Consider the following 21874-nt stretch of genomic DNA (forward strand, 5'->3'; position numbering starts at 1 on the left):
TTTGACGAAAAAAAACTGTCTTATCGACACTTCTCGACACTCGCTCTTCAGGCCACGTTCGCGGAGGATTTTCCGTCGATCAGCTGTTTCAGGTTGATCGGCTGATCGTGCTCAACGGCAGCGTAGAGGCCGTTATAAACCGGCGCGATTTTCTCCAGATAGTGCTCCAGCACCTGCTGGCGATCGCGGGTGCTGACGTGACCGTCCACCATGCCGTCGGCCATCAGTTGGGCTTTCGCAATACACTGTTTTTCACCCTCTTTTGTCTCAACGTAATACTCAATGGTGTGGCTGTTGAAGCTCTCCGCCAGGGTGACAAAAATCGTGAAGTGTCCAAACAACACAAAGCGCATATCCCCCTGCGCCGCGCAGCTCATGGCATGGTGCAGACGGGCTTTTGACAGGGTGATCCCCTGAATCAGAGAGTTGCAGTAGAGGTGCCACTGATCCTGAAGCTGCTGATGACGTTGCGCGATGTAATCCGCTTTTTCGCTAATTTCCCAAATAGTCATAAAAGGTATCCGGTTAATGGAGTTAGCGGCTGTTAAGCAGATTTCGTGCCAGTTTTTAATTTATTGATTTAAATGGATTTTAAAGAGATGCACACTGTCACCGCTGCGGTGTCGACGTGTCATTTCGACAGCGTTGACATCGTCACGCCGTAACGCAAATCAAGCTGGCACTGTTATTGCATTAAAGGGGCAATTCATTAAGGAGGCGTCATGCACGAAATCACCCTCTGCCAGCGGGCACTGGAACTTATCGAACAGCAGGCTGTGCAGAACCATGCGAAGCGCGTGACCGGCGTCTGGCTGAAGGTCGGGGCGTTTTCCTGCGTCGAGACCAGCGCCCTCACCTTCTGTTTTGAGCTGGTGTGCCGCGGCACGCTGGCGGAGGGTTGCGCACTGCATATCGAGGAGCAGCAGGCGGAGTGCTGGTGCGAGCAGTGTCAGCAGTACGTCACGCTGCTGTCATCGAAGGTACAGCGCTGTCCGCAGTGCCAGAGCAGCGGGCTGCGCATCGTGGCGGATGACGGTATGCAGATCCAACGCCTCGAAATCGAGAAGGAGTAATGTATGTGTAGTACCTGCGGTTGCGCTGAAGGCAACCTGTATATAGAAGGGGATGAACACCGTCCCCACTCCGCGTTTCGCTCCGCGCCCTTTTCCCCTGCCCCGCGTCCCGCTGCGGCACTGACCGGCATCACCTTTGCGCCGCAGCGTTCAGACGCGGGCGACCTGCATTACGGCCACGGCGAAGCGGGCACCCACGCGCCGGGCATCAGCCAGCGCGAGATGCTGGAGGTGGAGATCAATGTGCTGGACAAAAATAACCAGCTCGCCGCCCGCAATCGTGCCCGCTTTGCCGCCCGTCAACAGCTGGTACTGAACCTGGTCTCCAGCCCCGGCTCCGGTAAAACCACCCTGCTGACCGAAACCCTCAAACGACTGAATAAACGAGTCTCCTGCGCCGTTATCGAAGGCGATCAGCAAACGGTAAACGACGCGGCGCGCATCCGCGAAACCGGTACGCCTGCGATTCAGGTCAACACCGGCAAGGGCTGCCACCTGGACGCGCAGATGATTGCCGACGCCGCCCCGCGCCTGCCGCTGGCGGATAACGGCATCCTGTTTATTGAAAACGTCGGCAACCTGGTCTGCCCGGCAAGCTTCGACCTCGGCGAGCGGCATAAAGTGGCGGTGCTCTCCGTGACCGAAGGGGAAGACAAGCCGCTGAAGTATCCACATATGTTTGCCGCCGCCTCCCTCATGCTGCTGAACAAAGTCGACCTGCTGCCGTACCTGAATTTCGACGTGGATAAGTGCCTGGCTTACGCCCGGGAAGTGAACCCGGACATTGAGATCCTGCTGGTTTCCGCCACGCGCGGCGACGGGATGGACGCCTGGCTGAACTGGCTGGAGAGCGAACGATGTGCATAGGCGTCCCCGGACAAATTCATTCCATCGACGGCAATCAGGCCAAAGTGGAGGTCTGCGGCATCCTGCGCGATGTCGATCTGACGCTGGTGGGCAGCCACGATGAGACCGGCGCATCGCGTCTCGGCCAGTGGGTGCTGGTCCACGTGGGGTTTGCCATGAGCGTGATTAATGAGGAAGAAGCACGCGACACGCTGGACGCGCTACAGAATATGTTCGACGTTGAGCCGGACGTGGGTGCCCTGCTGTATGGTGAGGAACGATAACACATGCGTTACGTTGATGAATATCGCGCGCCTGAGCAGGTGTTGCAGCTTATCGATCGCCTGAAAACCCGCGCGTCCCTGCTGGACTACACGAAAGAAAAACCGCTGCGGATCATGGAGGTGTGCGGCGGACACACCCACGCCATCTTTAAATTTGGCCTCGACCAGCTGCTGCCGGAGAACATCGAATTTATCCACGGCCCCGGCTGCCCGGTGTGCGTGCTGCCGATGGGGCGCATCGACAGCTGTCTCGACATCGCCAGCCGCCCCGGTGTGATTTTTTGCACCTTTGGCGACGCCATGCGCGTACCGGGAAAAAATGGCTCGCTGCTCCAGGCGAAGGCGCGCGGCGCGGACGTGCGAATCGTCTACTCACCGATGGATGCCCTTACGCTGGCGATGGCTAATCCTGAGCGTAAGGTGGTCTTTTTCGGGCTGGGTTTTGAAACCACCATGCCCGCCACCGCTATCACTCTCCAGCAGGCGAAAGCCCGCAACGTCACTAACTTTTACTTTTTCTGCCAGCACATCACGCTTATTCCCACGCTGCGTAGCCTGCTTGAAGCGCCGGACAACGGCATCGACGCCTTCCTGGCACCAGGACACGTCAGCATGGTGATCGGCACAGAAGCCTACGGTTTTATCGCTGAACAGTACAATCGTCCGTTAGTGGTGGCTGGTTTCGAGCCACTTGATCTACTGCAAGGCGTGACCATGCTGGTTGAGCAGAAAATAGCGGCCCTGAGTGTGGTGGAAAATCAGTATCGCCGCGTGGTGCCCGATGCAGGTAACAGACGGGCACAGCAGGCGATAGCCGACGTGTTTAGCGTCGAAGGCGACAGCGAGTGGCGCGGACTGGGGCTGATTGCCGAATCCGGCGTACACCTGACGCCCGCGTATCGCGCCTTCGACGCCGAAGCGCATTTCCGCCCGCAGCCGCAGAAGGTGTGCGACGATCCCCGCGCCCGCTGTGGCGACGTACTCACCGGCAAATGCAAACCTCATCACTGCCCGTTATTTGGCAACGCCTGTAACCCGCAAACCGCGTTTGGCGCGCTGATGGTCTCTTCCGAAGGGGCATGCGCCGCGTGGTATCACTATCGCAACCAGGAGTGTGAAGCATGAACACGGTGGAAATGGCGCACGGAAGCGGTGGACAGGCGATGCAGCAGTTGATTAACAGGCTGTTCATGGAAGCCTTTAACAACCCCTGGCTCGCCGAGCAGGAAGATCAGGCGCGTATTGACCTCGCGGCCCTGACTGCCCACGGCGACAGGCTGGCGTTCTCTACCGACAGCTACGTGATTGACCCGCTGTTCTTCCCGGGCGGCGATATCGGCAAGCTCGCCGTCTGCGGCACGGCAAACGACGTGGCCGTCAGCGGCGCGATCCCCCGCTACCTCTCCTGCGGGTTTATCCTCGAAGAAGGGTTTCCCATGGAGACGCTCACGGCGGTGGTCAACAGCATGGCGCACACCGCCCGCGAGGCAGGGATCGCCATCGTGACCGGGGATACCAAGGTGGTGCAGCGCGGCGCGGCGGATAAGCTCTTCATTAACACCGCCGGAATGGGGGCGATCCCCGCCGACATTCACTGGGGCGCGCAGCAGCTTTGTGCAGGCGACGTGCTGATTGTCAGCGGCACGCTGGGCTGCCACGGGGCAACCATCCTGAACCTGCGCGAAGGCTTAGGGCTGGATGGCGAGCTGCACAGTGACTGCGCGGTACTCACGCCGCTGATCCAGACGCTGCGCGACATGCCGGGTGTAAAAGCCCTGCGCGACGCCACGCGAGGCGGCGTGAATGCCGTCGTACACGAATTTGCCGCAAGCAGCGGCTGTGGAATTGAACTGACCGAGCGCGGCCTGCCCGTTAAGCCTGCTGTACGCGGGCTGTGCGAGCTATTAGGGCTAGACCCGCTTAACTTTGCCAACGAAGGTAAGCTGGTGATCGGCGTGGAACGCACGGCGGCGGAAGCCGTACTTGAACAACTGCGCGCACATCCCTTAGGGAAAGACGCGGCCATCATCGGCGACGTGGTTGAGCGCAAAGGGGTGCGCCTGACCGGGCTTTACGGCGTGAAGCGCACGCTGGATCTGCCGCACGCTGAACCGTTACCCCGAATTTGCTAGACCGCGCCAAAAGCGGTCAGCGCTGAATGTCTCTTTTTTGCCAGTTTCTATTGGAAAGCAATAATGCCGTATACACCGATGAGCGATCTTGGACAGCAGGGCCTGTTTGACATCACGCGCACACTTTTACAACAGCCCGACCTCGGCGCGCTGAGCGATGCCCTGACGCGGCTGGTCAGGCAATCAGCGCTGGCGGACAGCGCCGCCATTGTGCTCTGGCATAGCGCAACCCACCGCGCGAGCTATTTCTCAACGCGTGATAACGGCAAAATCTTCGAATATGAAGATGAAACGTTTCTGGCCCACGGTCCGGTGCGACGTATTCTCTCCCGCCCGGAAGCGCTGCACTGCAATTTTGACCAGTTTCGCCAGGCCTGGCCGAAGCTGGCAGAGAGCAACCTTTACCACCCGTTCGGCCACTACAGCATGCTGCCGCTGGCGGTGGAAGGGCAAATTTTTGGCGGCTGCGAGTTTATCCGTAATAACGACCAGCCCTGGACCGAGGCGGAGTACGAGCGGTTGCATACCTTCACGCAGATTGTGGCCGTCGTGGCAGAGCAGATCCAAAGCCGCGTCACCAATAACGTGGATTACGACCTGTTGAGCCGCGAGCGCGATAATTTCCGCATTCTGGTCGCCATCACCAATGCCGTGCTGTCGCGTCTCGATATGGACGAACTGGTGAGCGAAGTCGCCAAAGAGATCCATCACTATTTCAGGATCGATGCCATCAGCATTGCGCTGCGCGGCAACCGTAAGGGCAAGCTGAACATCTACTCCACCCACTACCTCGACGAAGCTAACCCGGCGCACGAGCAAAGCGAAGTGGACGAAGCGGGAACCCTGTCTGAACGGGTATTTAAAAGCAAAGAGATCCTGCTGTTAAACCTCAGCGAGCAGGATCCGGTAGCGCCCTACGAGCGGATGCTGTTTAACACCTGGGGCAACAAGATCCAGACCCTGTGCCTGCTGCCGCTGATGTCCGGCAACACCATGCTCGGCGTGCTTAAACTGGCGCAGTGCGATGAAGCCGTATTTACCACCGCCAACCTGAAGCTGCTGCGCCAGATCGCCGAACGTATCTCCATTGCGCTGGATAACGCCCTCGCCTATCAGGAGATCCACCGTCTGAAAGAACGGCTGGTGGACGAAAACCTGGCGCTGACCGAGCAGCTCAACAATGTGGACAGCGAGTTTGGCGAAATCATCGGACGCAGCGATGCCATGTACAACATCCTCAAGCAGGTGGAGATGGTGGCGCAGAGCGACAGCACGGTGCTGATCCTCGGTGAAACCGGCACAGGGAAAGAGCTGATTGCCCGGGCGATCCACAACCTGAGCAACCGCAACAGCCGCCGGATGGTGAAGATGAACTGCGCGGCGATGCCTGCGGGCTTACTGGAAAGCGACCTGTTCGGCCACGAGCGCGGCGCGTTTACCGGCGCCAGCAGCCAGCGGCTGGGCCGTTTTGAACTGGCGGATAAAAGCTCATTGTTCCTCGACGAAGTGGGCGATATGCCGCTGGAGCTTCAGCCTAAGCTGCTGCGCGTTTTGCAGGAGCAGGAGTTCGAGCGTCTCGGCAGCAACAAGCTGATCCAGACCGACGTGCGTCTGATTGCCGCCACCAACCGCGATCTGAAAAAAATGGTCGCCGACCGCGAGTTTCGCAGCGATCTTTACTATCGTCTGAACGTCTTCCCGATCTGCCTGCCGCCGCTGCGCGAACGCCCGGAAGATATTCCGCTGCTGGTGAAAGCCTTTACCGCGAAGATTGCCCGCCGGATGGGGCGAAATATCGACAGTATTCCTGCCGAAACGCTACGCACCCTTTCGGCGATGGAGTGGCCGGGGAACGTGCGCGAGCTGGAAAACGTCATTGAGCGCGCGGTCCTGCTGACGCGCGGGAACGTGCTCCAGCTCTCCCTGCCAGAGGTTACTCTCTCTGAAACGACCGTGGCCGCAAGCGAGCTTGCGAAAGAGGGAGAAGATGAATATCAGCTCATTATGCGAGTGCTGAAGGAGACCAACGGCGTGGTAGCCGGACCGAGAGGTGCGGCGCAACGGCTGGGGCTGAAGCGTACCACCCTGCTCTCGCGTATGAAGCGTCTGGGAATCGATAAAGAGAGCCTGAAATAACCCGTCATTCCGTCAGCGGGTACATATCGCTCCCGCGCTGGCGCAGGGATATTTGGTGCTCTTTTTCTGTCTGCCTGCGCCACGCCGTCGCCCTGAGCGTGATTTGTCGTCCACTGCGGCGCTGAGCCGGTTATTTTTTGGGCCGATACTTTTCCGGTAATTCCGGAACCGGACGACGATCGTCGATCAGATGTCGGATGGTCAGAATCGGATGACGCCATAACATACGTGGCCCTGCCCAGCGCATCACCTGCTTCATCTCTTCCCGTCGGGCGGGCTGATAACAGTGCACCGGGCACTGTTTGCAGGCAGGTTTTTCCTCACCAAATACGCATTTATCCAGCCGCTTATCGGCATAAGCCTTAAGCGCCGAATAGTGCCCCTCTTCCTTTATGGCGTGTGGACACCTGTTTTCGTACAGGGCGATCATTCTGGCGATCGTCTTTTTTTCTCGTGAAATACGTTTACCGGACATAACGTCGTCCTCAACAATAAAGTGTATTTATAATACCTTTTTATCCGCACATTTTCAGTTATTGCATTCCGTTTTCTGAAGCGTCCTTCCAGAATTACCCCTCCCCTCGCTGCGTTTTACTGGTATTTTATACAGGTGTAAATAACCGCATTCACCGGAGAGCTTATGCAACAGATCGCGATCGCCAAACCCTATCGGCACTTAAAAGTGGGTTACTTCAGAAAACGTCATGAAGACCGTAAAACGAAAATTCCAAAACGCTACAGCGTACACGCAGCGCTGAGCCTGAAAGGCGACTGGCTTGAACAAGCGGGATTTACCACCAACTCGCAAGTTCGGGTGGGCGTCGAGCACGGAAAAATCATCATTGAATTAATAGCGGAAGATGCCTCGTAAAGTCGTGACTTTTTTCTGCGCCGCACCTTTTTTTCATGCGACAATAGAAGGAACAATCGGCCATTGAGCCGCTCAAAGCGTAATATTTTCAAAGAAATGGATATCATAACTCCATGAGCACAATCGACAATTTCGACGCGCATACGCCGATGATGCAGCAGTACCTGAAGCTGAAGGCACAGCATCCGGAAATTCTGCTGTTTTACCGTATGGGCGATTTTTACGAGCTTTTTTATGACGATGCGAAACGTGCGTCTCAGCTGCTCGACATTTCTCTGACGAAACGTGGCGCGTCGGCAGGCGAGCCCATCCCGATGGCGGGTATCCCGCATCACGCGGTTGAAAACTATCTGGCGAAGCTGGTGAACCAGGGCGAGTCTGTCGCTATCTGCGAACAAATTGGCGACCCGGCCACGTCGAAAGGCCCCGTTGAGCGCAAGGTCGTACGCATCGTGACGCCGGGAACCATCAGCGATGAAGCCCTGCTTCAGGAGCGCCAGGATAACCTGCTGGCGGCGATCTGGCAGGACGGTAAAGGGTTTGGCTATGCCACGCTGGATATCAGCTCCGGTCGTTTTCGCCTGAGTGAACCGGCTGACCGTGAAACCATGGCGGCTGAACTACAGCGCACCAATCCGGCAGAACTGCTTTATGCAGAGGATTTCGCCGAGATGGCGCTGATTGAAGGTCGCCGCGGCCTGCGTCGTCGTCCACTGTGGGAGTTCGAAATTGATACCGCGCGCCAGCAGCTGAACCTGCAATTTGGCACGCGCGATTTGATTGGCTTTGGTGTGGAAAATGCCCCGCGCGGGCTATGTGCCGCAGGCTGTCTGTTGCAGTACGTGAAGGATACGCAGCGTACCGCCCTGCCCCATATCCGTTCAATTACCATGGAGCGTCAGCAGGACAGCATCATCATGGATGCCGCCACGCGCCGCAACCTGGAGATCACGCAGAACCTCGCTGGCGGCATGGAAAATACGCTGGCGTCGGTTCTTGACAGCACGGTTACCCCCATGGGCAGCCGTATGCTCAAACGCTGGCTGCATATGCCGATCCGCAACACCGAAACGCTGATTGGCCGTCAGCAAACCATTGCCGCATTGCAGGATCGTTACACCGAATTGCAGCCGGTGCTGCGTCAGGTGGGTGATCTTGAGCGTATCCTGGCGCGCCTGGCATTGCGTACCGCGCGTCCACGCGATCTCGCCCGTATGCGTCACGCTTTCCAGCAGTTGCCGGAACTGCGCGCTCAGCTGGGAGAGATTGACAGCGCGCCAGTGCAAAAGCTGCGCGAAACCATGGGCGAATTTACCGAGCTTCGCGAACTGCTGGAACGCGCCATCATTGATGCGCCGCCTGTTCTGGTGCGGGATGGCGGGGTTATTGCTCCGGGTTATAACGAAGAGCTGGACGAATGGCGTGCGCTGGCCGATGGCGCGACGGATTATCTGGATAAGCTGGAAATCCGCGAGCGTGAACGTCTGGGGCTCGACACCCTGAAAGTCGGCTACAACGCCGTACACGGTTACTATATCCAGATCAGTCGTGGGCAGAGCCACCTGGCACCGATTCACTACGTTCGCCGCCAGACGCTGAAAAATGCCGAGCGCTACATTATTCCCGAGCTGAAAGAGTACGAAGACAAAGTGCTCACGTCGAAAGGTAAAGCGCTGGCGCTGGAGAAACAGCTGTATGACGAGCTGTTCGACATCCTGATGCCGCATCTGGCTGACCTTCAAATGAGCGCCGCTGCGCTGGCCGAGCTGGATGTGCTGGTAAACCTGGCCGAGCGCGCCGAAACGCTGAACTACACCTGTCCTACCTTTACTGACAAGCCCGGCATTCGCATTACCGAAGGTCGCCATCCGGTGGTTGAGCAGGTGCTGAACGAGCCGTTTATTGCCAACCCGTTGAATCTGTCACCGCAGCGAAGAATGCTGATCATTACCGGCCCCAATATGGGCGGTAAAAGTACCTATATGCGCCAGACAGCCCTTATCGCGCTGCTCGCCTACATCGGCAGCTACGTTCCGGCGCAGAAGGTTGAGATTGGCCCTGTCGACCGTATCTTCACCCGTGTGGGTGCGGCGGACGATCTGGCGAGCGGTCGCTCTACCTTTATGGTCGAGATGACCGAAACCGCCAACATTCTGCATAACGCGACAGAGAACAGTCTGGTGTTGATGGACGAAGTAGGACGCGGTACCTCCACCTATGACGGCCTGTCCCTGGCCTGGGCGTGCGCGGAAAGTCTGGCGAATAAAATCAAGGCGCTGACGCTGTTCGCGACGCACTATTTCGAACTGACACAGCTGCCAGAGAAAATGGAAGGCGTGGCTAACGTCCACCTTGATGCGCTTGAGCACGGCGACACCATCGCCTTTATGCACACGGTGCAGGACGGCGCGGCAAGCAAGAGCTATGGCCTGGCCGTCGCCGCGCTGGCGGGTGTGCCGAAAGAGGTGATTAAGCGCGCGCGTCAGAAATTGCGTGAGCTGGAAAGTTTGTCACCGAATGCGGCAGCTACGCAGATAGATGGTACGCAGATGTCACTGCTGGCGGTGCCGGAAGAGACCTCTCCGGCTGTGGAAGCGCTGGAAAATCTCGATCCGGATTCGCTGACGCCGCGTCAGGCGCTGGAGTGGATTTATCGGTTGAAGAGTCTGGTTTAGTTCTCTGCGGTCTTTTTTGCCGGGTGGCGGCTTCGCCTTACCCGGCCTACAAAACCCGTAGGCTCGGTAAGCGTAGCGCCACCGGGCAAAAGACCGCACAATATTATCGCCCGGTAAGCGCAGCGCCTCCGGGCTTTTTATTACAGCAGCGGCGGGATCGTCGGCACCTGCGGTGCTTCATCAATATCCTTCTGCGTCATGCGGAACGCTTCCGGGTAATGCTCGCGGCTGGTACGGCGCAGCGGTTCGGTATCGCGCCAGGTATACAGACAGTGCTGACACTGGTATACCGTCCAGACACCTTTCACCGGTGATGTTGCCATCACCTCAATATGTTCATCGGCACAACGTGGACAAATCATTTTTTCCTCCTTATTGACGTGCCGCCAGCATCGCGGTCAGTTTTTCGGCCCAGGCTTTGGTTTCAGGGAGATCCTGTACCGGCTGGCTGTAGTGACCACGGTTGTCCGGAGCGACAGGGGTGGTGGCATCAATGATCAGCTTGTCAGTGATCCCCGCCGGGCTGGAGCCGGGGTCAAGCTCCAGCACAGACATATTCGGTAGCTGCACCAGATCGCCAGCCGGATTGACCTTCGATGACAGCGCCCACATCACCTGCGGCAGGTTAAACGGATCGACGTCCTCATCCACCATAATCACCATTTTCACGTAACCCAGACCGTGTGGCGTGGTCATGGCGCGGAGCCCGACCGCACGGGCAAAACCGCCGTATCGTTTTTTGGTGGAGATAATCGCCAGCAGGCCGTGGGTGTACATGGCGTTTACCGCCTGCACTTCCGGGAATTCCGCCTTCAGCTGCTGATAGAGCGGCACGCAGGTAGCGGGCCCCATCAGATAATCAATCTCGGTCCACGGCATCCCCAGGTAGAGAGATTCGAAAATGGGTTTTGTGCGGTAAGAGACTTTATCAATGCGCACGACCGTCATGTTGCGCCCGCCGGAGTAGTGTCCGGTAAACTCACCGAATGGCCCTTCAATCTCACGTTTTCGGCCTTCAATCACCCCTTCCAGGATCACTTCCGACCCCCACGGCACATCAAAACCGGTCAGCGGAGCCGTCGCAATCGGATACGGACTTTCGCGTAGCGCACCGGCCATCTCATACTCGGATTGATCGTATTTCAGCGGCGTGGCGCCCATCAGGGTGATGATCGGATCGTTACCCAACGTAATAGCAATGGGCAGATCTTCGCCGCGCTCTTCTGCTTTATGCAGATGCAGCGCGATATCATGCATCGGCACCGGTTGCAGGCCGAGCTTACGCTTGCCCTTCACTTCCATACGGTAAATCCCGACGTTCTGCTTGCCGAAGTGATCGGGGTCGAGCGGATCGCGGGAGACAACGCACGCTTTATCGAGATAAAAGCCCCCGTCACCGTCGTTCAGGCGGAACAGCGGCAGAATGTCGAACAGGTTGATGTCTTCCCCGTCCACCGTGTTCTGCGCCCAGGCCGGATGTGCACGACGCTCTGGCGAGACGGGGAATTTGTCCCAGCGACGAATAAACTCGTCGATCTGTTTTTTCACCGGGGTATTTGCTGGCAGCCCCATCGAAATAGCGTGGTTTTGCCACGAGCCGATAGTATTCATCACCACACGGGCATCGGTGAAGCCGCGAATATTATCGAACCACAGCGCAGGCGCACCATCGCCAATGCGTCCGGTAGCGTTGGCGGCGGCCGCTAAATCCGGCTCAGCGTTTACCTCTTCCTCAATTTTCAGCAGCTGCCCTTGCTCATCAAGCGCCTGCAAGAAGCTTCTCAAATCATCAAATGCCATCTTTATTCTCCTGTGAAAAATGTTTCGCTGCCTGCAAACCTTCCCAGCGTCGGGCTTTTTTATGCTCCAGACCAAACTGGTCGAGAACGCGGGTCACGATATGCTGGGTTATGTCATCGGCGGTTTGTGGGTGGTTGTAGTACGCAGGCATAGGTGGCACCATCGCCACGCCCATGCGGGAAAGGGCAAGCATGTTCTCAAGATGGATGGTGCTGAGCGGCGTCTCACGCGGAACCAGCACCAGCTTGCGTCCCTCTTTCAGCACCACGTCTGCCGCACGCCCTACCAGCCCTTCGGCGTAGCCCGCGCGGATACCCGCCAGCGTTTTCATGCTGCACGGAATGACGATCATGCCGTCGGTGCGAAACGAGCCGGAGGAGATGGTGGCAGCATGATCGGCCGGGCTATGGACGACATCCGCCAGTGCGGCAACGTCATGCGCAGTGAAGGGCGTTTCCAGCTCAATCGTGGTTTTTGCCCACTTCGACATCACCAGATGCGTTTCAACCTCCGGCATTTCCCGCAGCGCCTGCAACAACGCCACGCCTAATGGCGCACCCGTCGCGCCCGTCATTCCCACAATCAATCTCATTCAGCACCTCAATTAGTTTGTTCGTATACGAACATATTAACTAAACTACGCCTCGATCCTGCTGCTGACAAGATCGTTCGCATACGATCACACTATTCGCTAAAAAAACTCTCGCGTTAAAATTCAGCCCGAGAGCGGCTATCATAGAGGGAGTATTTTTCCGTCGGAGTGTCCATGGAGTTAAGACAAGAAGCTTTTCACCTGCTACGTCAGCTTTTTCAACAGCATACCGCCCAGTGGCAACACGCATTGCCCGAACTGACCAAACCACAATATGCGGTGATGCGGTCAATTGCTGAAAATCCTGGCATTGAGCAGGTTGCCCTGACTGAAGTCGCGGTGAGCACCAAAGCGACGCTGGCAGAAATGCTGAGCCGCATGGAAGCACGCGGCCTGGTCAGGCGCGAGCACGATCCGGCGGACAAACGCCGTCGGTTTGTCTTTCTGACGGCCGAAGGTGAGGCCCTGCTTGAGAGCAGTAAACCGATTGGAAATGAGGTGGATGAGGCGTTTTTAGGGCGCCTTAACGGCGCGGAACGAGAGCAATTTTCAGCGCTCATTAAAAAGATGATGCAGGGTTAAGTAACCCTGACGCGCATAAAATCAATAAATGTTCGCACTTTCGCGGGCACATGCCGGGCATCGGGATAAACAGCATAGATGCCCTGCTGAGCAAACGTGTACTCCGGTAACAGCGAGACCAGCTTCCCTGCATCCAGTGCGTTACGCACCAGCCACTCCGGCAACAGCGCCACGCCACATCCCGCGAGGGCAAAAGCCATCAACGCCTGGGCACTGTCTGCATACAGGCGCGGCGCTTTTCTGATCTCAAAGGAAACCGGATGCCGATCAACGCCTCTCACCTGCCAGCGCAGCGGCGACGTTAAACGCTCGTGAATGATCCAGTCCGCTTCCGCCAGCTGCTCCAGCGAGTCAACCGGATGGTTTGCCAGCCAGCATGGCGTCGCCACGGGCAGGATGGTGAAGGAGGTCATCAACGCGGCGTGGTAGCGCGAATCTGCAAGCGTGCCGAGCCGGATAGCGACATCGAAGCGCTCGGCGATAAGATCGGCATGCAAAGAGGACGAGACATGCCGCACGCGGAGATCAGGGTGCAGCTGGCTAAACTCAGCCAGCAAAGGCACCACCACCTGCGAGCCATACTCGGGCGTGGTGGTGATCCGCAGTTCTCCCGTCAGCCCGGCGTGGTTGGCGCGAACATCATCCTGCAATCGCTCTGCATCCCGTAACAGCATCACGCTTCGTTGATGAAAGAGCTTCCCCGCTTCGGTCAGCGTCAGGCGTCGGGTGGTTCGCAGCAACAGGGTGACGCCCAGCTCCTCTTCAAGCTGACGAATATGAAAGCTGACCACCGCTTTTGTCAGCCCCATCGCCTCCGCCGCGGCGGTGAAACTGCCGGTGTCCGCTACGGCGATAAACATCGCCGTACGCTGTAAATTAAGCATCGCTTGCCTGGTTAACTGTCAAAATAATGTTGACAGTATATCGTCCTTTGTCGCGTTTATCCGTAACGCGCGGGCCGATACGATACGCCACCTCACCGGAGGAACTTCCATGACGTATCGCAGCAAAATCGCCGTCGTCTTTCTGCTCGGCTTTTTCCTTGATTTGATAAACATGTTTATTGCCAGCGTCGCCTTTCCGGCGATGGCTCACGCATTCAATACCACACCTTCCGCGCTTGCCTGGGTAAGTAACGGATACATTGCCGGGCTGACGTTAGTCATCCCATTCAGCAGTATTCTGACGCGCCGCGTCGGGCCGAAGCGCGTTATTCTGCTCTCACTGCTTCTCTTTAGCGCGGCCTCCGTTGCGGCGGGTCTCTCATCTTCGCTGGAAAGTTTGATTGCCTGGCGCGTCGTGCAGGGCGCCGGAGGGGGTTTACTGATCCCGGTTGGTCAGGCGCTGACCTGGAAACAGTTTAAGCCTCATGAGCGGGCCAGACTCACCTCGGCGGTGATGCTGGTCGCGCTGCTTGCCCCCGCCTGCTCACCGGCTGTGGGCGGCATGCTGGTTCAGACATTCACCTGGCGCTGGATATTTTTTGCCACCCTGCCCGTCGCCATTGTCACCTTTGTTTTGGCCTGCGCGTGGCTTAAAACAGAACCGTCACCGATAAACACCACCAGAATAGTAAACCTGTCTTTGCTGACGGATCCGCTGTTGCGCTTATCCATGCTTATCTATGTATGCGTACCCGGCATCTTTATTGGCGTGAACGTAACGGGCATGTATTACCTTCAGAGCGAGGCCAATATGACGCCCACCGCAACGGGCATGCTTATGCTGCCGTGGTCTGTGGCATCGTTTTTGGCTATCACCGCGACAGGACGCTATTTCAACCGTATCGGCCCGCGGCCGCTGGTGGTCATCGGTTGCCTTTTGCAGGCAACGGGCATTCTGCTTTTAATCAACGTCGGCCCGGCTATGCTGTTACCTGCCGTTGCGTTTGCGTTAATGGGTGCGGGGGGAAGCCTTTGCAGCAGTACGGCTCAGAGCAGCGCGTTTTTGACAACGCGGCGGGAAGATATGCCTGATGCCAGTGCGCTATGGAATCTGAATCGTCAGTTGAGCTTTTTTGCGGGTACCCTGCTGCTGGCGCAGGCGCTGAGCTTCATGCAAGCTTATTTTACGCCGCTGGCCGCCTGGCACGGGATGTTTATTTTTGCCGCAGTTATCACTCTGCTGCCCGTACTGTACGTCTACCGTCTTAATAACACGCAGTTACTTGCGCAACTGCAACAGGAGCAACCATGACTCATTTCGAACAAGAGATCCTCGACATCCACGTCGCCCTTGAAAACTGGTTAGGTGCAGGCGAAGGCGATCGGGACACCCTGCTCGCCCGTTTTCGTCCGGATTTTCTGATGGTTCCACCGAGTGGCACCCATTTAGATCATCACGCTCTGGCCAAATTTTTATATGCGCAGCGGGGAACCCGACCCGGGCTCAGGATCGGCATTGATGCGCTAACGACGCTTCAGACATGGGACAACGGCGCGGTGCTCCATTACCGGGAGACGCAAACCCGGCCTGGCCAGCCCGTCAACGTGCGCTGGTCAACCGCGGTGCTTAATCAGGAAGGGGATAACATCACCTGGCGTTTGCTGCACGAAACGGCGCAATCGTAAGGCATAAAAAAGGCCCGTCTCACGACGGGCCTTTTCTGACGAATGGTTGCTTACTCGCGGAACAGCGCTTCGATATTCAGACCTTGCCCTTGCAGGATTTCACGCAGGCGGCGTAGCCCTTCAACCTGAATCTGACGAACACGTTCACGGGTCAGGCCAATCTCACGGCCGACATCTTCCAGTGTCGCAGCTTCATACCCCAGTAAACCGAAACGACGTGCCAGCACTTCACGCTGTTTGGCGTTCAGTTCGAACAGCCATTTGACGATGCTCTGTTTCATATCATCGTCCTGCGTGGTGTCTTCCGGGCCGTTGTCTTTTTCATCGGCCAGGATGTCCAGCAGCGCTTTTTCGGAGTCACCACCCAGCGGGGTGTCAACCGAGGTAATGCGCTCGTTGAGACGCAGCATACGGCTTACGTCATCAACCGGTTTGTCGAGTTGCTCTGCGATCTCTTCCGCACTTGGCTCGTGGTCCAGTTTATGGGACAACTCGCGCGCGGTACGCAGATAAACATTCAACTCTTTGACGATGTGGATCGGCAGTCGAATCGTACGGGTCTGGTTCATAATAGCCCGTTCGATGGTCTGACGAATCCACCAGGTCGCGTAGGTTGAGAAACGGAACCCGCGTTCCGGGTCAAACTTCTCAACTGCGCGGATGAGACCTAAGTTGCCCTCTTCAATCAGATCCAGCAGAGCCAGACCACGATTGCCGTAACGGCGGGCAATTTTCACGACCAGTCGCAGGTTACTTTCGATCATGCGACGACGCGAGGCAACATCACCACGCAAAGCACGACGTGCGAAATAGACTTCTTCTTCGGCCGTTAGCAGTGGGGAGTAACCAATCTCCCCAAGGTAAAGCTGAGTCGCGTCCAGCACACGCTGTGTGGCACCCTGCGATAACAGCTCTTCTTCAGCCAAATCGTTATCACTGGGTTCCTCTTCTACTAAGGCTTTTTCGTCAAAAGCCTCTGATCCGTTCTCATCAAATTCCGCGTCTTCATTTAAATCATGAACTTTCAGCGTATTCTGACTCATAAAGGTGGCTCCTACCCGTGATCCCTGGACGAGACACCCTGGCTGGCATGCCCCGTCAATTTATCGCTGCGGTAAATATTGCAGCGGGTTTACGGATTTCCCCTTGTAACGAATTTCAAAATGCAAGCGTGTAGAACTGGTTCCGGTGCTACCCATGGTAGCGATTTTTTGCCCCGCCTTAACTTCTTGTTGTTCCCGGACCAGCATAGTGTCGTTATGGGCGTAGGCACTCAGGTAATCATCGTTATGTTTGATGATAATAAGATTACCGTAACCGCGCAGTGCGTTACCGGCATAGACAACGCGTCCGTCTGCGGTCGCGATGATTGCCTGTCCTTTACTGCCTGCGATATCGATCCCTTTGTTGCCCCCCTCAGAGGTAGCGAAGTTCTCGATAATCTTGCCGTCAGTTGGCCAGCGCCAGGTGGTGATTGACGAGCTGGCATTCTGACTGCTTGCAGTCGGTACAGTAGAGCTAACCACAGGTGCCGTAGTCGGTGCTGTGACAACAGTCGCAGTACCTTTATTATTCGGCAACATTTTGTTAGCACTCTGATCACCTGAATCCTCAGAATACGTAATTACAGGTTGTGAAGCAACCACCGTGGTGGTTTTTTGTGCAGGAGTAACGCTGTTATTTTGCGCAGTTACGTCGGCCGCTGAAACGGTGTTGCCTGGCGTAAGCGGTGTCCCCGTCGCGTTGCCAACCTGAAGCGTTTGCCCGACTTCCAGAGCATACGGGGCCTGGACGTTGTTTCGCTGTGCAAGATCGCGGAAATCGTTCCCGGTGATCCAGGCAATATAGAACAGCGTATCGCCGCGCTTCACGGTATAGGTGCTGCCGCCGGTATAGCTACCTTTCGGAATGTTCCCATACTTACGGTTATACACTATGCGGCCATTTTCAGTCTGAACAGGCTGTTCCACTGCCTGAATCTGCGTAGGCTGCGTAACTGGACGCTGAACCGGCTGGATCTGCGGAGTTTGCTGCGCCGTTGAGGTGCCCATTTTAGGCGGAGGGGTGATCAACATTCCGCTGGACGTGTTACCCGAGCCGCTGGTTCCATTAACGGAACTGACGGGCGCAGGCGCGTTATTTGAACTTGTACAGCCTGCCAGCCAGAGCGAAACCAGTGATAATGCCGCAACACGGCTGATGGTGAATTTTGGGCTTCCCGCGCTCATTTATCCCCCAGGAATGTGTTAACTACCAGTGACTTAAAAATAACCGTGATGGCACGAATCTATCGCGCCACACCATACGCTGAATTTGCCTTAATAACCCTGGAAAAATCCGAGTCTCAGGCCAGTTCACCCTTAACCAGGGGCACAAAGCGCACGGCTTCCACGGTATCGATAATAAACTCGCCGCCGCGTCGACGAACGCGCTTCAAAAGCTGCTGCTCATCGCCGACGGGCAATACAAGAATGCCACCCTCGTCCAGCTGCGAAAGAAGCGCAGTGGGGATTTCAGGTGGCGCTGCCGTGACAATGATGGCGTCAAACGGGGCGCGAGCCTGCCAACCCTGCCATCCATCGCCGTGGCGTGTCGATACATTATGTAAATCAAGCTGTTTCAGGCGACGGCGCGCCTGCCACTGCAACCCTTTAATCCGTTCCACCGAACAGACATGGTGCACAAGGTGAGCCAGGATCGCGGTTTGATACCCTGAACCGGTGCCAATTTCCAGCACCCGGGACTCTGGCGTTAGCTCCAGAAGCTCCGTCATACGCGCCACCATGTAGGGCTGCGAAATCGTCTGGCCTTGCCCAATGGGCAGCGCCACGTTTTCCCACGCTTTGTGTTCAAACGCCTCATCTACAAACTTCTCACGGGGAACCTGGGCAAGCGCGTTCAGCACCTGCTCGTTGGCGATCCCCTGTGCGCGTAATTGTTCCAGAAGAGTTTGTACACGTTTACTTACCATTGCGCGTTCACTCCGACCCGCTCTAACCAGTCCGACACCACATCATGCGCGCTATAAGCGGTTAAATCTACGTGCAACGGCGTAACGGAAACGTACCCTTCATCCACCGCAGCGAAGTCGGTGTCTGGTCCGGCATCGCATTTAGCTCCCGGCGGGCCGATCCAGTACAGGGTATTGCCGCGCGGATCCTGCTGGGGAATAACCTGATCGGCAGGATGGCGACTGCCACAGCGCGTCACGCGGATCCCTTTGATCTCGTCCAGCGGGAGGTCCGGCACGTTAATATTGAGGATACGTCCGGTACGCAGCGGCTCGCGGCCAAGCGCACGGAGAATGGAGCAGGTCACCGCGGCGGCTGTGTCATAGTGGGTGTGACCGTTTAACGAGACCGCCAGCGCCGGAAACCCCAGGTGACGCCCTTCCATCGCCGCAGCCACGGTGCCGGAGTAAATCACATCATCGCCAAGATTTGGCCCGGCATTGATGCCGGAGACCACAACGTCCGGCCGCGGGCGCATCAGCGCGTTCACGCCCAGAAACACGCAGTCGGTCGGCGTCCCCATCTGGACGGCAATATCGCCATTCTCAAAGGTAAAGGTGCGAAGTGAAGACTCCAGCGTCAATGAGTTAGACGCGCCACTGCGGTTACGATCGGGAGCCACGACCTGCACATCCGCAAATTCGCGGAGGTGTTTCGCCAGCGTCTGAATACCTGGCGCATGGATCCCGTCATCGTTACTCAGCAATATTCGCATAATCACCCGACGTGTTGATAAGTTCCCTGACAACACTGGTGGCAAAGCTACCTGCCGGCAGCCAGAAGCGTAACTCGACGGTTACGTCATCCCACCAGTTCCAGCTCAGCTGTTGCGGGTAGAGGAGCATCGCACGACGTGCCGCCTCGACCTTTTCCCGCACCAGCAACGATTGTAATTCTGGCGCATCCGCCACCGCTGACTGCTCAGCGGCCAGCGCCTCGCCCTGGGTTCCCCAGTCGCCTGAACCCGGCAAGGCGGCGGTAATCATCAGCGTTTTAGCGTCCACGCGCGACTGGACATCGGCCATCTCTTCGGCCGTTGCCACAAACCAGCTTCCGCGTCCCGCTAATTGTAGCGCATCGCCGACAACAACTTGATTCGCGTCCGGTTTTTTCAGTCGCTCGCTCACAATCTGATTAAACAACGCACTGCGGGCCGCCGACAACCAAAAACTGCGTTTATTACGATCGCGCACCGGTGCACCGCTTTGCGCCCAGCGCAGCGCGCCCAGCAGGTTGCTGCCACCGATACCAAAGCGCTGAGCGCCGAAATAGTTTGGTACGCCGCGTTCGTTAATGGCCTTCAGGCGTTTTTCAACGTCCTCGCGTTCGGTCACTTCGCGCAACACCAGGGTAAAGGCATTACCTTTCAGTGCGCCCAGACGCAATTTGCGTTTATGGCGGGCGTACTCCAGTACCTTACAGCCCTCAAGCTCAAATTTGCTTAAATCGGGCATGGCATTGCCGGGCACGCGGGCGCAAAGCCACTGTTCGGTCACGGCATGTTTATCTTTTTGACCGGCAAAGCTCACTTCGCGGGCGTGAATATTGAGGAATTTTGCCAGCGCGTCCGCCACGAAGCGGGTGTTGCAGCCGTTTTTCAGAATGCGCACCAGGATGTGCTCGCCTTCGCCGTCCGGCTCAAAACCCAGATCTTCCACTACCACGAAATCTTCAGGGTTGGCTTTCAGCAGACCCTTGCCCTGCGGTTTACCGTGCAGATACGTCAGATTGTCGAAATCCGTCATTTGGCCGCCTTCACCAGCAGCGCCACGGCTTCACAGGCAATGCCTTCGCCACGACCGGTAAAGCCCAGCTTCTCCGTGGTGGTCGCTTTGACGTTGACGTCGTCCATATGGCAACCCAGATCTTCAGCGATAAACACGCGCATCTGAGGGATGTGCGGCAGCATCTTTGGTGCCTGAGCAATGATCGTCACATCAACGTTGCCGAGGGTGTAGCCTTTGGCCTGAATACGACGCCAGGCTTCGCGCAGCAGTTCGCGGCTGTCTGCGCCTTTAAAAGCAGGATCGGTGTCCGGGAACAGTTTGCCAATGTCGCCCAGCGCGGCGGCACCCAGCAGCGCGTCGGTCAGCGCATGCAGCGCCACGTCGCCATCAGAATGCGCCAGCAGACCTTTTTCGTAAGGAATGCGCACGCCGCCAATGATAATTGGGCCAACGCCGCCAAAGGCGTGTACATCAAAACCGTGTCCAATACGCATTATGCCTTCTCCTGAGGGGTCGTACGGGTAAGATAAAATTCCGCGAGCTGTAAGTCTTCCGGGCGCGTCACTTTTATATTATCAGCGCGTCCTTCAACAAGCGTGGGGTGGAAACCGCAATACTCCAGCGCCGAGGCTTCGTCCGTAATGGTCGCACCTTCTTTAAGCGCTCGCGTTAAGCAGTCGTGGAGTAATTCGCGGGGAAAAAATTGTGGCGTCAGCGCGTGCCATAGATCGACGCGCTCGACGGTGTGGGCAATCGCCGGTTTACCCGGTTCGGCACGCTTCATGGTGTCACGCACCGGGGCGGCCAGAATGCCGCCCACTTTACTGGTTTCACTCAGGGCCAGCAGACGCGACAGATCGTCGTGATGCAGACAGGGACGCGCGGCATCGTGCACCAGCACCCACTGCGCGTTCCCGGCAGCCTGAATGCCCGCCAGAACGGAGTCAGCCCGCTCTGCGCCGCCGTCAACGACGGTAATCTGAGGATGATTCGCCAGCGGGAGCTGCGCAAAACGTGCATCGCCGGGGCTGATGGCAATAACAACGCGTTTCACCCGGGCATGCGCCAGCAGCGCCGCCACGGCGTGCTCGAGGATCGTTTTATCGCCTATTGAGAGATACTGCTTAGGACATTCTGTCTGCATACGCCGGCCAAAACCTGCGGCCGGCACCACGGCACAGACGTCCGAAAAAGTTGCTGCCATGTCGTAATCCTGGGCCTGATTATCGATTGTTTTGTGCGGAGCCCTGATTGCGTTTAGACGCATCCGGAACCAGGCGATAAAACGTTTCGCCCGGCTTAGTCATACTAAGTTCATTGCGTGCGCGCTCCTCAATCGCCTCCTGGCCGCCATTGAGGTCATCAATTTCAGCAAAAAGTTGATCGTTACGCGCTTTAAGTTTGGCGTTTGTCGCCTGCTGTGCCGCGACGTCATCGCTCACCCGGCTGTAGTCGTGCAGTCCGTTTTTGCCGAACCACAGCGAATATTGCAGCCAGACCAGCAAAGCCAGCAACAGCAGCGTTAGTTTACCCATCCTGCCCCCTGAAAAAACGGCATCATCATCCCATAACTTT

26 protein-coding genes are annotated in these 21874 nt (G+C 57.0%); 12 read left to right on the forward strand and 14 right to left on the reverse strand.

Annotated elements, in window-relative coordinates; genetic code table 11:
* Nucleotides 1-47: 47 nt before the first annotated feature.
* Nucleotides 48-512: a formate hydrogenlyase regulator HycA gene (gene hycA, locus ACOT1A_RS05515; RefSeq protein WP_022649167.1), complete on the reverse strand. Its 465-nt coding sequence runs from the start codon at nucleotides 510-512 to the stop codon at nucleotides 48-50.
* 210 nt (nucleotides 513-722) lie between these two features.
* Here hycA and hypA point away from each other — a divergent pair, with 210 nt between their 5' ends.
* The 6 genes from hypA (at nucleotide 723) to flhA (ending at nucleotide 6471) form a co-directional block, all read left to right on the forward strand.
* On the forward strand, nucleotides 723-1073 hold the full coding sequence (gene hypA, locus ACOT1A_RS05520) for a hydrogenase maturation nickel metallochaperone HypA (protein ID WP_022649168.1): 351 nt from the start codon (nucleotides 723-725) through the stop codon (nucleotides 1071-1073).
* A 3-nt stretch (nucleotides 1074-1076) separates the two neighbouring features.
* Complete coding sequence (gene hypB / locus ACOT1A_RS05525) at nucleotides 1077-1940, forward strand: hydrogenase nickel incorporation protein HypB (protein ID WP_032625971.1); 864 nt, start codon at nucleotides 1077-1079, stop codon at nucleotides 1938-1940.
* Nucleotides 1931-2203 carry a HypC/HybG/HupF family hydrogenase formation chaperone gene (locus ACOT1A_RS05530; protein ID WP_003862132.1) on the forward strand — a complete coding sequence of 91 codons (273 nt, stop codon included), beginning with the start codon at nucleotides 1931-1933 and terminating at the stop codon, nucleotides 2201-2203. The genes hypB and ACOT1A_RS05530 overlap by 10 nt, the downstream gene beginning before the upstream one ends.
* A 3-nt stretch (nucleotides 2204-2206) precedes the next feature.
* Nucleotides 2207-3328: a hydrogenase formation protein HypD gene (hypD, locus tag ACOT1A_RS05535; protein WP_045620860.1), complete on the forward strand. Its 1122-nt coding sequence runs from the start codon at nucleotides 2207-2209 to the stop codon at nucleotides 3326-3328.
* Complete coding sequence (gene hypE, locus ACOT1A_RS05540; RefSeq protein ID WP_276169929.1) at nucleotides 3325-4335, forward strand: hydrogenase expression/formation protein HypE; 1011 nt, start codon at nucleotides 3325-3327, stop codon at nucleotides 4333-4335. Before hypD ends, hypE begins: the two co-directional genes overlap by 4 nt.
* Before the next feature lie 63 nt (nucleotides 4336-4398).
* Complete coding sequence (gene flhA, locus ACOT1A_RS05545; RefSeq protein WP_063849446.1) at nucleotides 4399-6471, forward strand: formate hydrogenlyase transcriptional activator FlhA; 2073 nt, start codon at nucleotides 4399-4401, stop codon at nucleotides 6469-6471.
* Nucleotides 6472-6601: 130 nt separating this feature from the next.
* On the opposite strand, the gene ACOT1A_RS05550 is transcribed toward flhA, so the two are convergent.
* On the reverse strand, nucleotides 6602-6946 hold the full coding sequence (locus tag ACOT1A_RS05550; RefSeq protein ID WP_022649174.1) for a nitrous oxide-stimulated promoter family protein: 345 nt from the start codon (nucleotides 6944-6946) through the stop codon (nucleotides 6602-6604).
* Between the two features lie 165 nt (nucleotides 6947-7111).
* Here ACOT1A_RS05550 and ACOT1A_RS05555 point away from each other — a divergent pair, with 165 nt between their 5' ends.
* Both ACOT1A_RS05555 and mutS read left to right on the forward strand, forming a co-directional pair.
* Nucleotides 7112-7342 (forward strand): SymE family type I addiction module toxin, encoded by a 231-nt coding sequence (locus ACOT1A_RS05555; protein ID WP_022649175.1) that lies wholly within the window; start codon nucleotides 7112-7114, stop codon nucleotides 7340-7342.
* A 113-nt stretch (nucleotides 7343-7455) separates the two neighbouring features.
* Nucleotides 7456-10017, forward strand: coding sequence for a DNA mismatch repair protein MutS (gene mutS / locus ACOT1A_RS05560; RefSeq protein WP_022649176.1), 2562 nt, complete (start codon nucleotides 7456-7458; stop codon nucleotides 10015-10017).
* A 140-nt stretch (nucleotides 10018-10157) separates the two neighbouring features.
* On the opposite strand, the gene ACOT1A_RS05565 is transcribed toward mutS, so the two are convergent.
* The 3 genes from ACOT1A_RS05565 to ACOT1A_RS05575 are packed head-to-tail and all read right to left on the reverse strand — an operon-like array spanning nucleotide 10158 to nucleotide 12409.
* The gene (locus tag ACOT1A_RS05565) at nucleotides 10158-10379 is read right to left on the reverse strand and encodes a non-oxidative hydroxyarylic acid decarboxylases subunit D (RefSeq protein ID WP_003862116.1); all 222 of its coding nucleotides are present in this window, start codon (nucleotides 10377-10379) and stop codon (nucleotides 10158-10160) included.
* 10 nt (nucleotides 10380-10389) lie between these two features.
* Entirely contained in the window at nucleotides 10390-11817 is a 1428-nt protein-coding gene (locus ACOT1A_RS05570) for a non-oxidative hydroxyarylic acid decarboxylases subunit C (protein WP_157506817.1), read from the reverse strand.
* A complete protein-coding gene (locus tag ACOT1A_RS05575) occupies nucleotides 11807-12409 on the reverse strand; it encodes a non-oxidative hydroxyarylic acid decarboxylases subunit B (RefSeq protein WP_276169928.1) in 603 nt (200 codons plus the stop codon). The genes ACOT1A_RS05570 and ACOT1A_RS05575 overlap by 11 nt, the downstream gene beginning before the upstream one ends.
* A 174-nt stretch (nucleotides 12410-12583) precedes the next feature.
* Between ACOT1A_RS05575 and ACOT1A_RS05580 the strand changes: the two genes are divergently transcribed.
* Nucleotides 12584-12991, forward strand: a complete 408-nt coding sequence (locus ACOT1A_RS05580) for a MarR family winged helix-turn-helix transcriptional regulator (protein WP_022651767.1) — start codon at nucleotides 12584-12586, stop codon at nucleotides 12989-12991.
* On the opposite strand, the gene ACOT1A_RS05585 is transcribed toward ACOT1A_RS05580, so the two are convergent.
* Nucleotides 12988-13875: a LysR family transcriptional regulator gene (locus tag ACOT1A_RS05585; RefSeq protein ID WP_023298477.1), complete on the reverse strand. Its 888-nt coding sequence runs from the start codon at nucleotides 13873-13875 to the stop codon at nucleotides 12988-12990. The genes ACOT1A_RS05580 and ACOT1A_RS05585 overlap by 4 nt on opposite strands.
* Before the next feature lie 109 nt (nucleotides 13876-13984).
* On the opposite strand from ACOT1A_RS05585, the gene ACOT1A_RS05590 reads away from it, so the two are divergent.
* Both ACOT1A_RS05590 and ACOT1A_RS05595 read left to right on the forward strand, forming a co-directional pair.
* On the forward strand, nucleotides 13985-15187 hold the full coding sequence (locus tag ACOT1A_RS05590; protein WP_276169927.1) for an MFS transporter: 1203 nt from the start codon (nucleotides 13985-13987) through the stop codon (nucleotides 15185-15187).
* The gene (locus ACOT1A_RS05595; protein WP_045308747.1) at nucleotides 15184-15561 is read left to right on the forward strand and encodes a DUF4440 domain-containing protein; all 378 of its coding nucleotides are present in this window, start codon (nucleotides 15184-15186) and stop codon (nucleotides 15559-15561) included. The genes ACOT1A_RS05590 and ACOT1A_RS05595 overlap by 4 nt, the downstream gene beginning before the upstream one ends.
* Before the next feature lie 50 nt (nucleotides 15562-15611).
* On the opposite strand, the gene rpoS is transcribed toward ACOT1A_RS05595, so the two are convergent.
* Nucleotides 15612-16604 carry an RNA polymerase sigma factor RpoS gene (gene rpoS / locus ACOT1A_RS05600; protein WP_022649182.1) on the reverse strand — a complete coding sequence of 331 codons (993 nt, stop codon included), beginning with the start codon at nucleotides 16602-16604 and terminating at the stop codon, nucleotides 15612-15614.
* 60 nt (nucleotides 16605-16664) lie between these two features.
* Nucleotides 16665-17738, reverse strand: a complete 1074-nt coding sequence (gene nlpD / locus ACOT1A_RS05605; protein ID WP_306307778.1) for a murein hydrolase activator NlpD — start codon at nucleotides 17736-17738, stop codon at nucleotides 16665-16667.
* On the opposite strand from nlpD, the gene ACOT1A_RS05610 reads away from it, so the two are divergent.
* The gene (locus ACOT1A_RS05610; RefSeq protein WP_306173474.1) at nucleotides 17680-17811 is read left to right on the forward strand and encodes a peptidase; all 132 of its coding nucleotides are present in this window, start codon (nucleotides 17680-17682) and stop codon (nucleotides 17809-17811) included. The genes nlpD and ACOT1A_RS05610 overlap by 59 nt on opposite strands.
* Before the next feature lie 94 nt (nucleotides 17812-17905).
* On the opposite strand, the gene ACOT1A_RS05615 is transcribed toward ACOT1A_RS05610, so the two are convergent.
* Genes ACOT1A_RS05615 through ftsB form a run of 6 tightly spaced genes read right to left on the reverse strand, consistent with a single transcriptional unit; the run spans nucleotide 17906 to nucleotide 21834 of the window.
* A complete protein-coding gene (locus ACOT1A_RS05615) occupies nucleotides 17906-18532 on the reverse strand; it encodes a protein-L-isoaspartate(D-aspartate) O-methyltransferase (protein WP_022649184.1) in 627 nt (208 codons plus the stop codon).
* Nucleotides 18526-19287 carry a 5'/3'-nucleotidase SurE gene (gene surE / locus ACOT1A_RS05620; protein WP_157506808.1) on the reverse strand — a complete coding sequence of 254 codons (762 nt, stop codon included), beginning with the start codon at nucleotides 19285-19287 and terminating at the stop codon, nucleotides 18526-18528. Before surE ends, ACOT1A_RS05615 begins: the two co-directional genes overlap by 7 nt.
* The gene (gene truD, locus ACOT1A_RS05625) at nucleotides 19268-20317 is read right to left on the reverse strand and encodes a tRNA pseudouridine(13) synthase TruD (protein WP_023298481.1); all 1050 of its coding nucleotides are present in this window, start codon (nucleotides 20315-20317) and stop codon (nucleotides 19268-19270) included. The genes surE and truD overlap by 20 nt, the downstream gene beginning before the upstream one ends.
* Entirely contained in the window at nucleotides 20314-20793 is a 480-nt protein-coding gene (gene ispF / locus ACOT1A_RS05630) for a 2-C-methyl-D-erythritol 2,4-cyclodiphosphate synthase (RefSeq protein ID WP_003862097.1), read from the reverse strand. The genes truD and ispF overlap by 4 nt, the downstream gene beginning before the upstream one ends.
* Nucleotides 20793-21503, reverse strand: a complete 711-nt coding sequence (gene ispD, locus ACOT1A_RS05635; protein WP_000741569.1) for a 2-C-methyl-D-erythritol 4-phosphate cytidylyltransferase — start codon at nucleotides 21501-21503, stop codon at nucleotides 20793-20795. The genes ispF and ispD overlap by 1 nt, the downstream gene beginning before the upstream one ends.
* 19 nt (nucleotides 21504-21522) lie before the next feature.
* Nucleotides 21523-21834 (reverse strand): cell division protein FtsB, encoded by a 312-nt coding sequence (gene ftsB, locus ACOT1A_RS05640; RefSeq protein ID WP_003862095.1) that lies wholly within the window; start codon nucleotides 21832-21834, stop codon nucleotides 21523-21525.
* Between the last annotated feature and the right edge of the window lie 40 nt (nucleotides 21835-21874).

This window comes from Enterobacter cloacae complex sp. SYL003, assembly GCF_049236925.1.
In the GTDB taxonomy this organism is placed as follows: Bacteria; Pseudomonadota; Gammaproteobacteria; order Enterobacterales; family Enterobacteriaceae; genus Enterobacter; species Enterobacter intestinihominis.

What these genes read in the sequence shown, in the direction of transcription:
- ACOT1A_RS05585 (WP_023298477.1), bottom strand. Translation starts at nt 13,875, where the DNA reads ATGCTTAATTTACAGCGTACGGCGATGTTTATCGCCGTAGCGGACACC.
- hycA (WP_022649167.1), bottom strand. Translation starts at nt 512, where the DNA reads ATGACTATTTGGGAAATTAGCGAAAAAGCGGATTACATCGCGCAACGT.
- hypD (WP_045620860.1), top strand. Translation starts at nt 2,207, where the DNA reads ATGCGTTACGTTGATGAATATCGCGCGCCTGAGCAGGTGTTGCAGCTT.
- rpoS (WP_022649182.1), bottom strand. Translation starts at nt 16,604, where the DNA reads ATGAGTCAGAATACGCTGAAAGTTCATGATTTAAATGAAGACGCGGAA.
- hypE (WP_276169929.1), top strand. Translation starts at nt 3,325, where the DNA reads ATGAACACGGTGGAAATGGCGCACGGAAGCGGTGGACAGGCGATGCAG.
- ACOT1A_RS05570 (WP_157506817.1), bottom strand. Translation starts at nt 11,817, where the DNA reads ATGGCATTTGATGATTTGAGAAGCTTCTTGCAGGCGCTTGATGAGCAA.
- ACOT1A_RS05555 (WP_022649175.1), top strand. Translation starts at nt 7,112, where the DNA reads ATGCAACAGATCGCGATCGCCAAACCCTATCGGCACTTAAAAGTGGGT.
- ACOT1A_RS05550 (WP_022649174.1), bottom strand. Translation starts at nt 6,946, where the DNA reads ATGTCCGGTAAACGTATTTCACGAGAAAAAAAGACGATCGCCAGAATG.
- ftsB (WP_003862095.1), bottom strand. Translation starts at nt 21,834, where the DNA reads ATGGGTAAACTAACGCTGCTGTTGCTGGCTTTGCTGGTCTGGCTGCAA.
- ACOT1A_RS05595 (WP_045308747.1), top strand. Translation starts at nt 15,184, where the DNA reads ATGACTCATTTCGAACAAGAGATCCTCGACATCCACGTCGCCCTTGAA.
- ACOT1A_RS05580 (WP_022651767.1), top strand. Translation starts at nt 12,584, where the DNA reads ATGGAGTTAAGACAAGAAGCTTTTCACCTGCTACGTCAGCTTTTTCAA.
- surE (WP_157506808.1), bottom strand. Translation starts at nt 19,287, where the DNA reads ATGCGAATATTGCTGAGTAACGATGACGGGATCCATGCGCCAGGTATT.
- ACOT1A_RS05530 (WP_003862132.1), top strand. Translation starts at nt 1,931, where the DNA reads ATGTGCATAGGCGTCCCCGGACAAATTCATTCCATCGACGGCAATCAG.
- flhA (WP_063849446.1), top strand. Translation starts at nt 4,399, where the DNA reads ATGCCGTATACACCGATGAGCGATCTTGGACAGCAGGGCCTGTTTGAC.
- ispD (WP_000741569.1), bottom strand. Translation starts at nt 21,503, where the DNA reads ATGGCAGCAACTTTTTCGGACGTCTGTGCCGTGGTGCCGGCCGCAGGT.
- hypA (WP_022649168.1), top strand. Translation starts at nt 723, where the DNA reads ATGCACGAAATCACCCTCTGCCAGCGGGCACTGGAACTTATCGAACAG.
- ACOT1A_RS05615 (WP_022649184.1), bottom strand. Translation starts at nt 18,532, where the DNA reads ATGGTAAGTAAACGTGTACAAACTCTTCTGGAACAATTACGCGCACAG.
- ACOT1A_RS05565 (WP_003862116.1), bottom strand. Translation starts at nt 10,379, where the DNA reads ATGATTTGTCCACGTTGTGCCGATGAACATATTGAGGTGATGGCAACA.
- hypB (WP_032625971.1), top strand. Translation starts at nt 1,077, where the DNA reads ATGTGTAGTACCTGCGGTTGCGCTGAAGGCAACCTGTATATAGAAGGG.
- ispF (WP_003862097.1), bottom strand. Translation starts at nt 20,793, where the DNA reads ATGCGTATTGGACACGGTTTTGATGTACACGCCTTTGGCGGCGTTGGC.
- ACOT1A_RS05575 (WP_276169928.1), bottom strand. Translation starts at nt 12,409, where the DNA reads ATGAGATTGATTGTGGGAATGACGGGCGCGACGGGTGCGCCATTAGGC.
- truD (WP_023298481.1), bottom strand. Translation starts at nt 20,317, where the DNA reads ATGACGGATTTCGACAATCTGACGTATCTGCACGGTAAACCGCAGGGC.
- ACOT1A_RS05590 (WP_276169927.1), top strand. Translation starts at nt 13,985, where the DNA reads ATGACGTATCGCAGCAAAATCGCCGTCGTCTTTCTGCTCGGCTTTTTC.
- mutS (WP_022649176.1), top strand. Translation starts at nt 7,456, where the DNA reads ATGAGCACAATCGACAATTTCGACGCGCATACGCCGATGATGCAGCAG.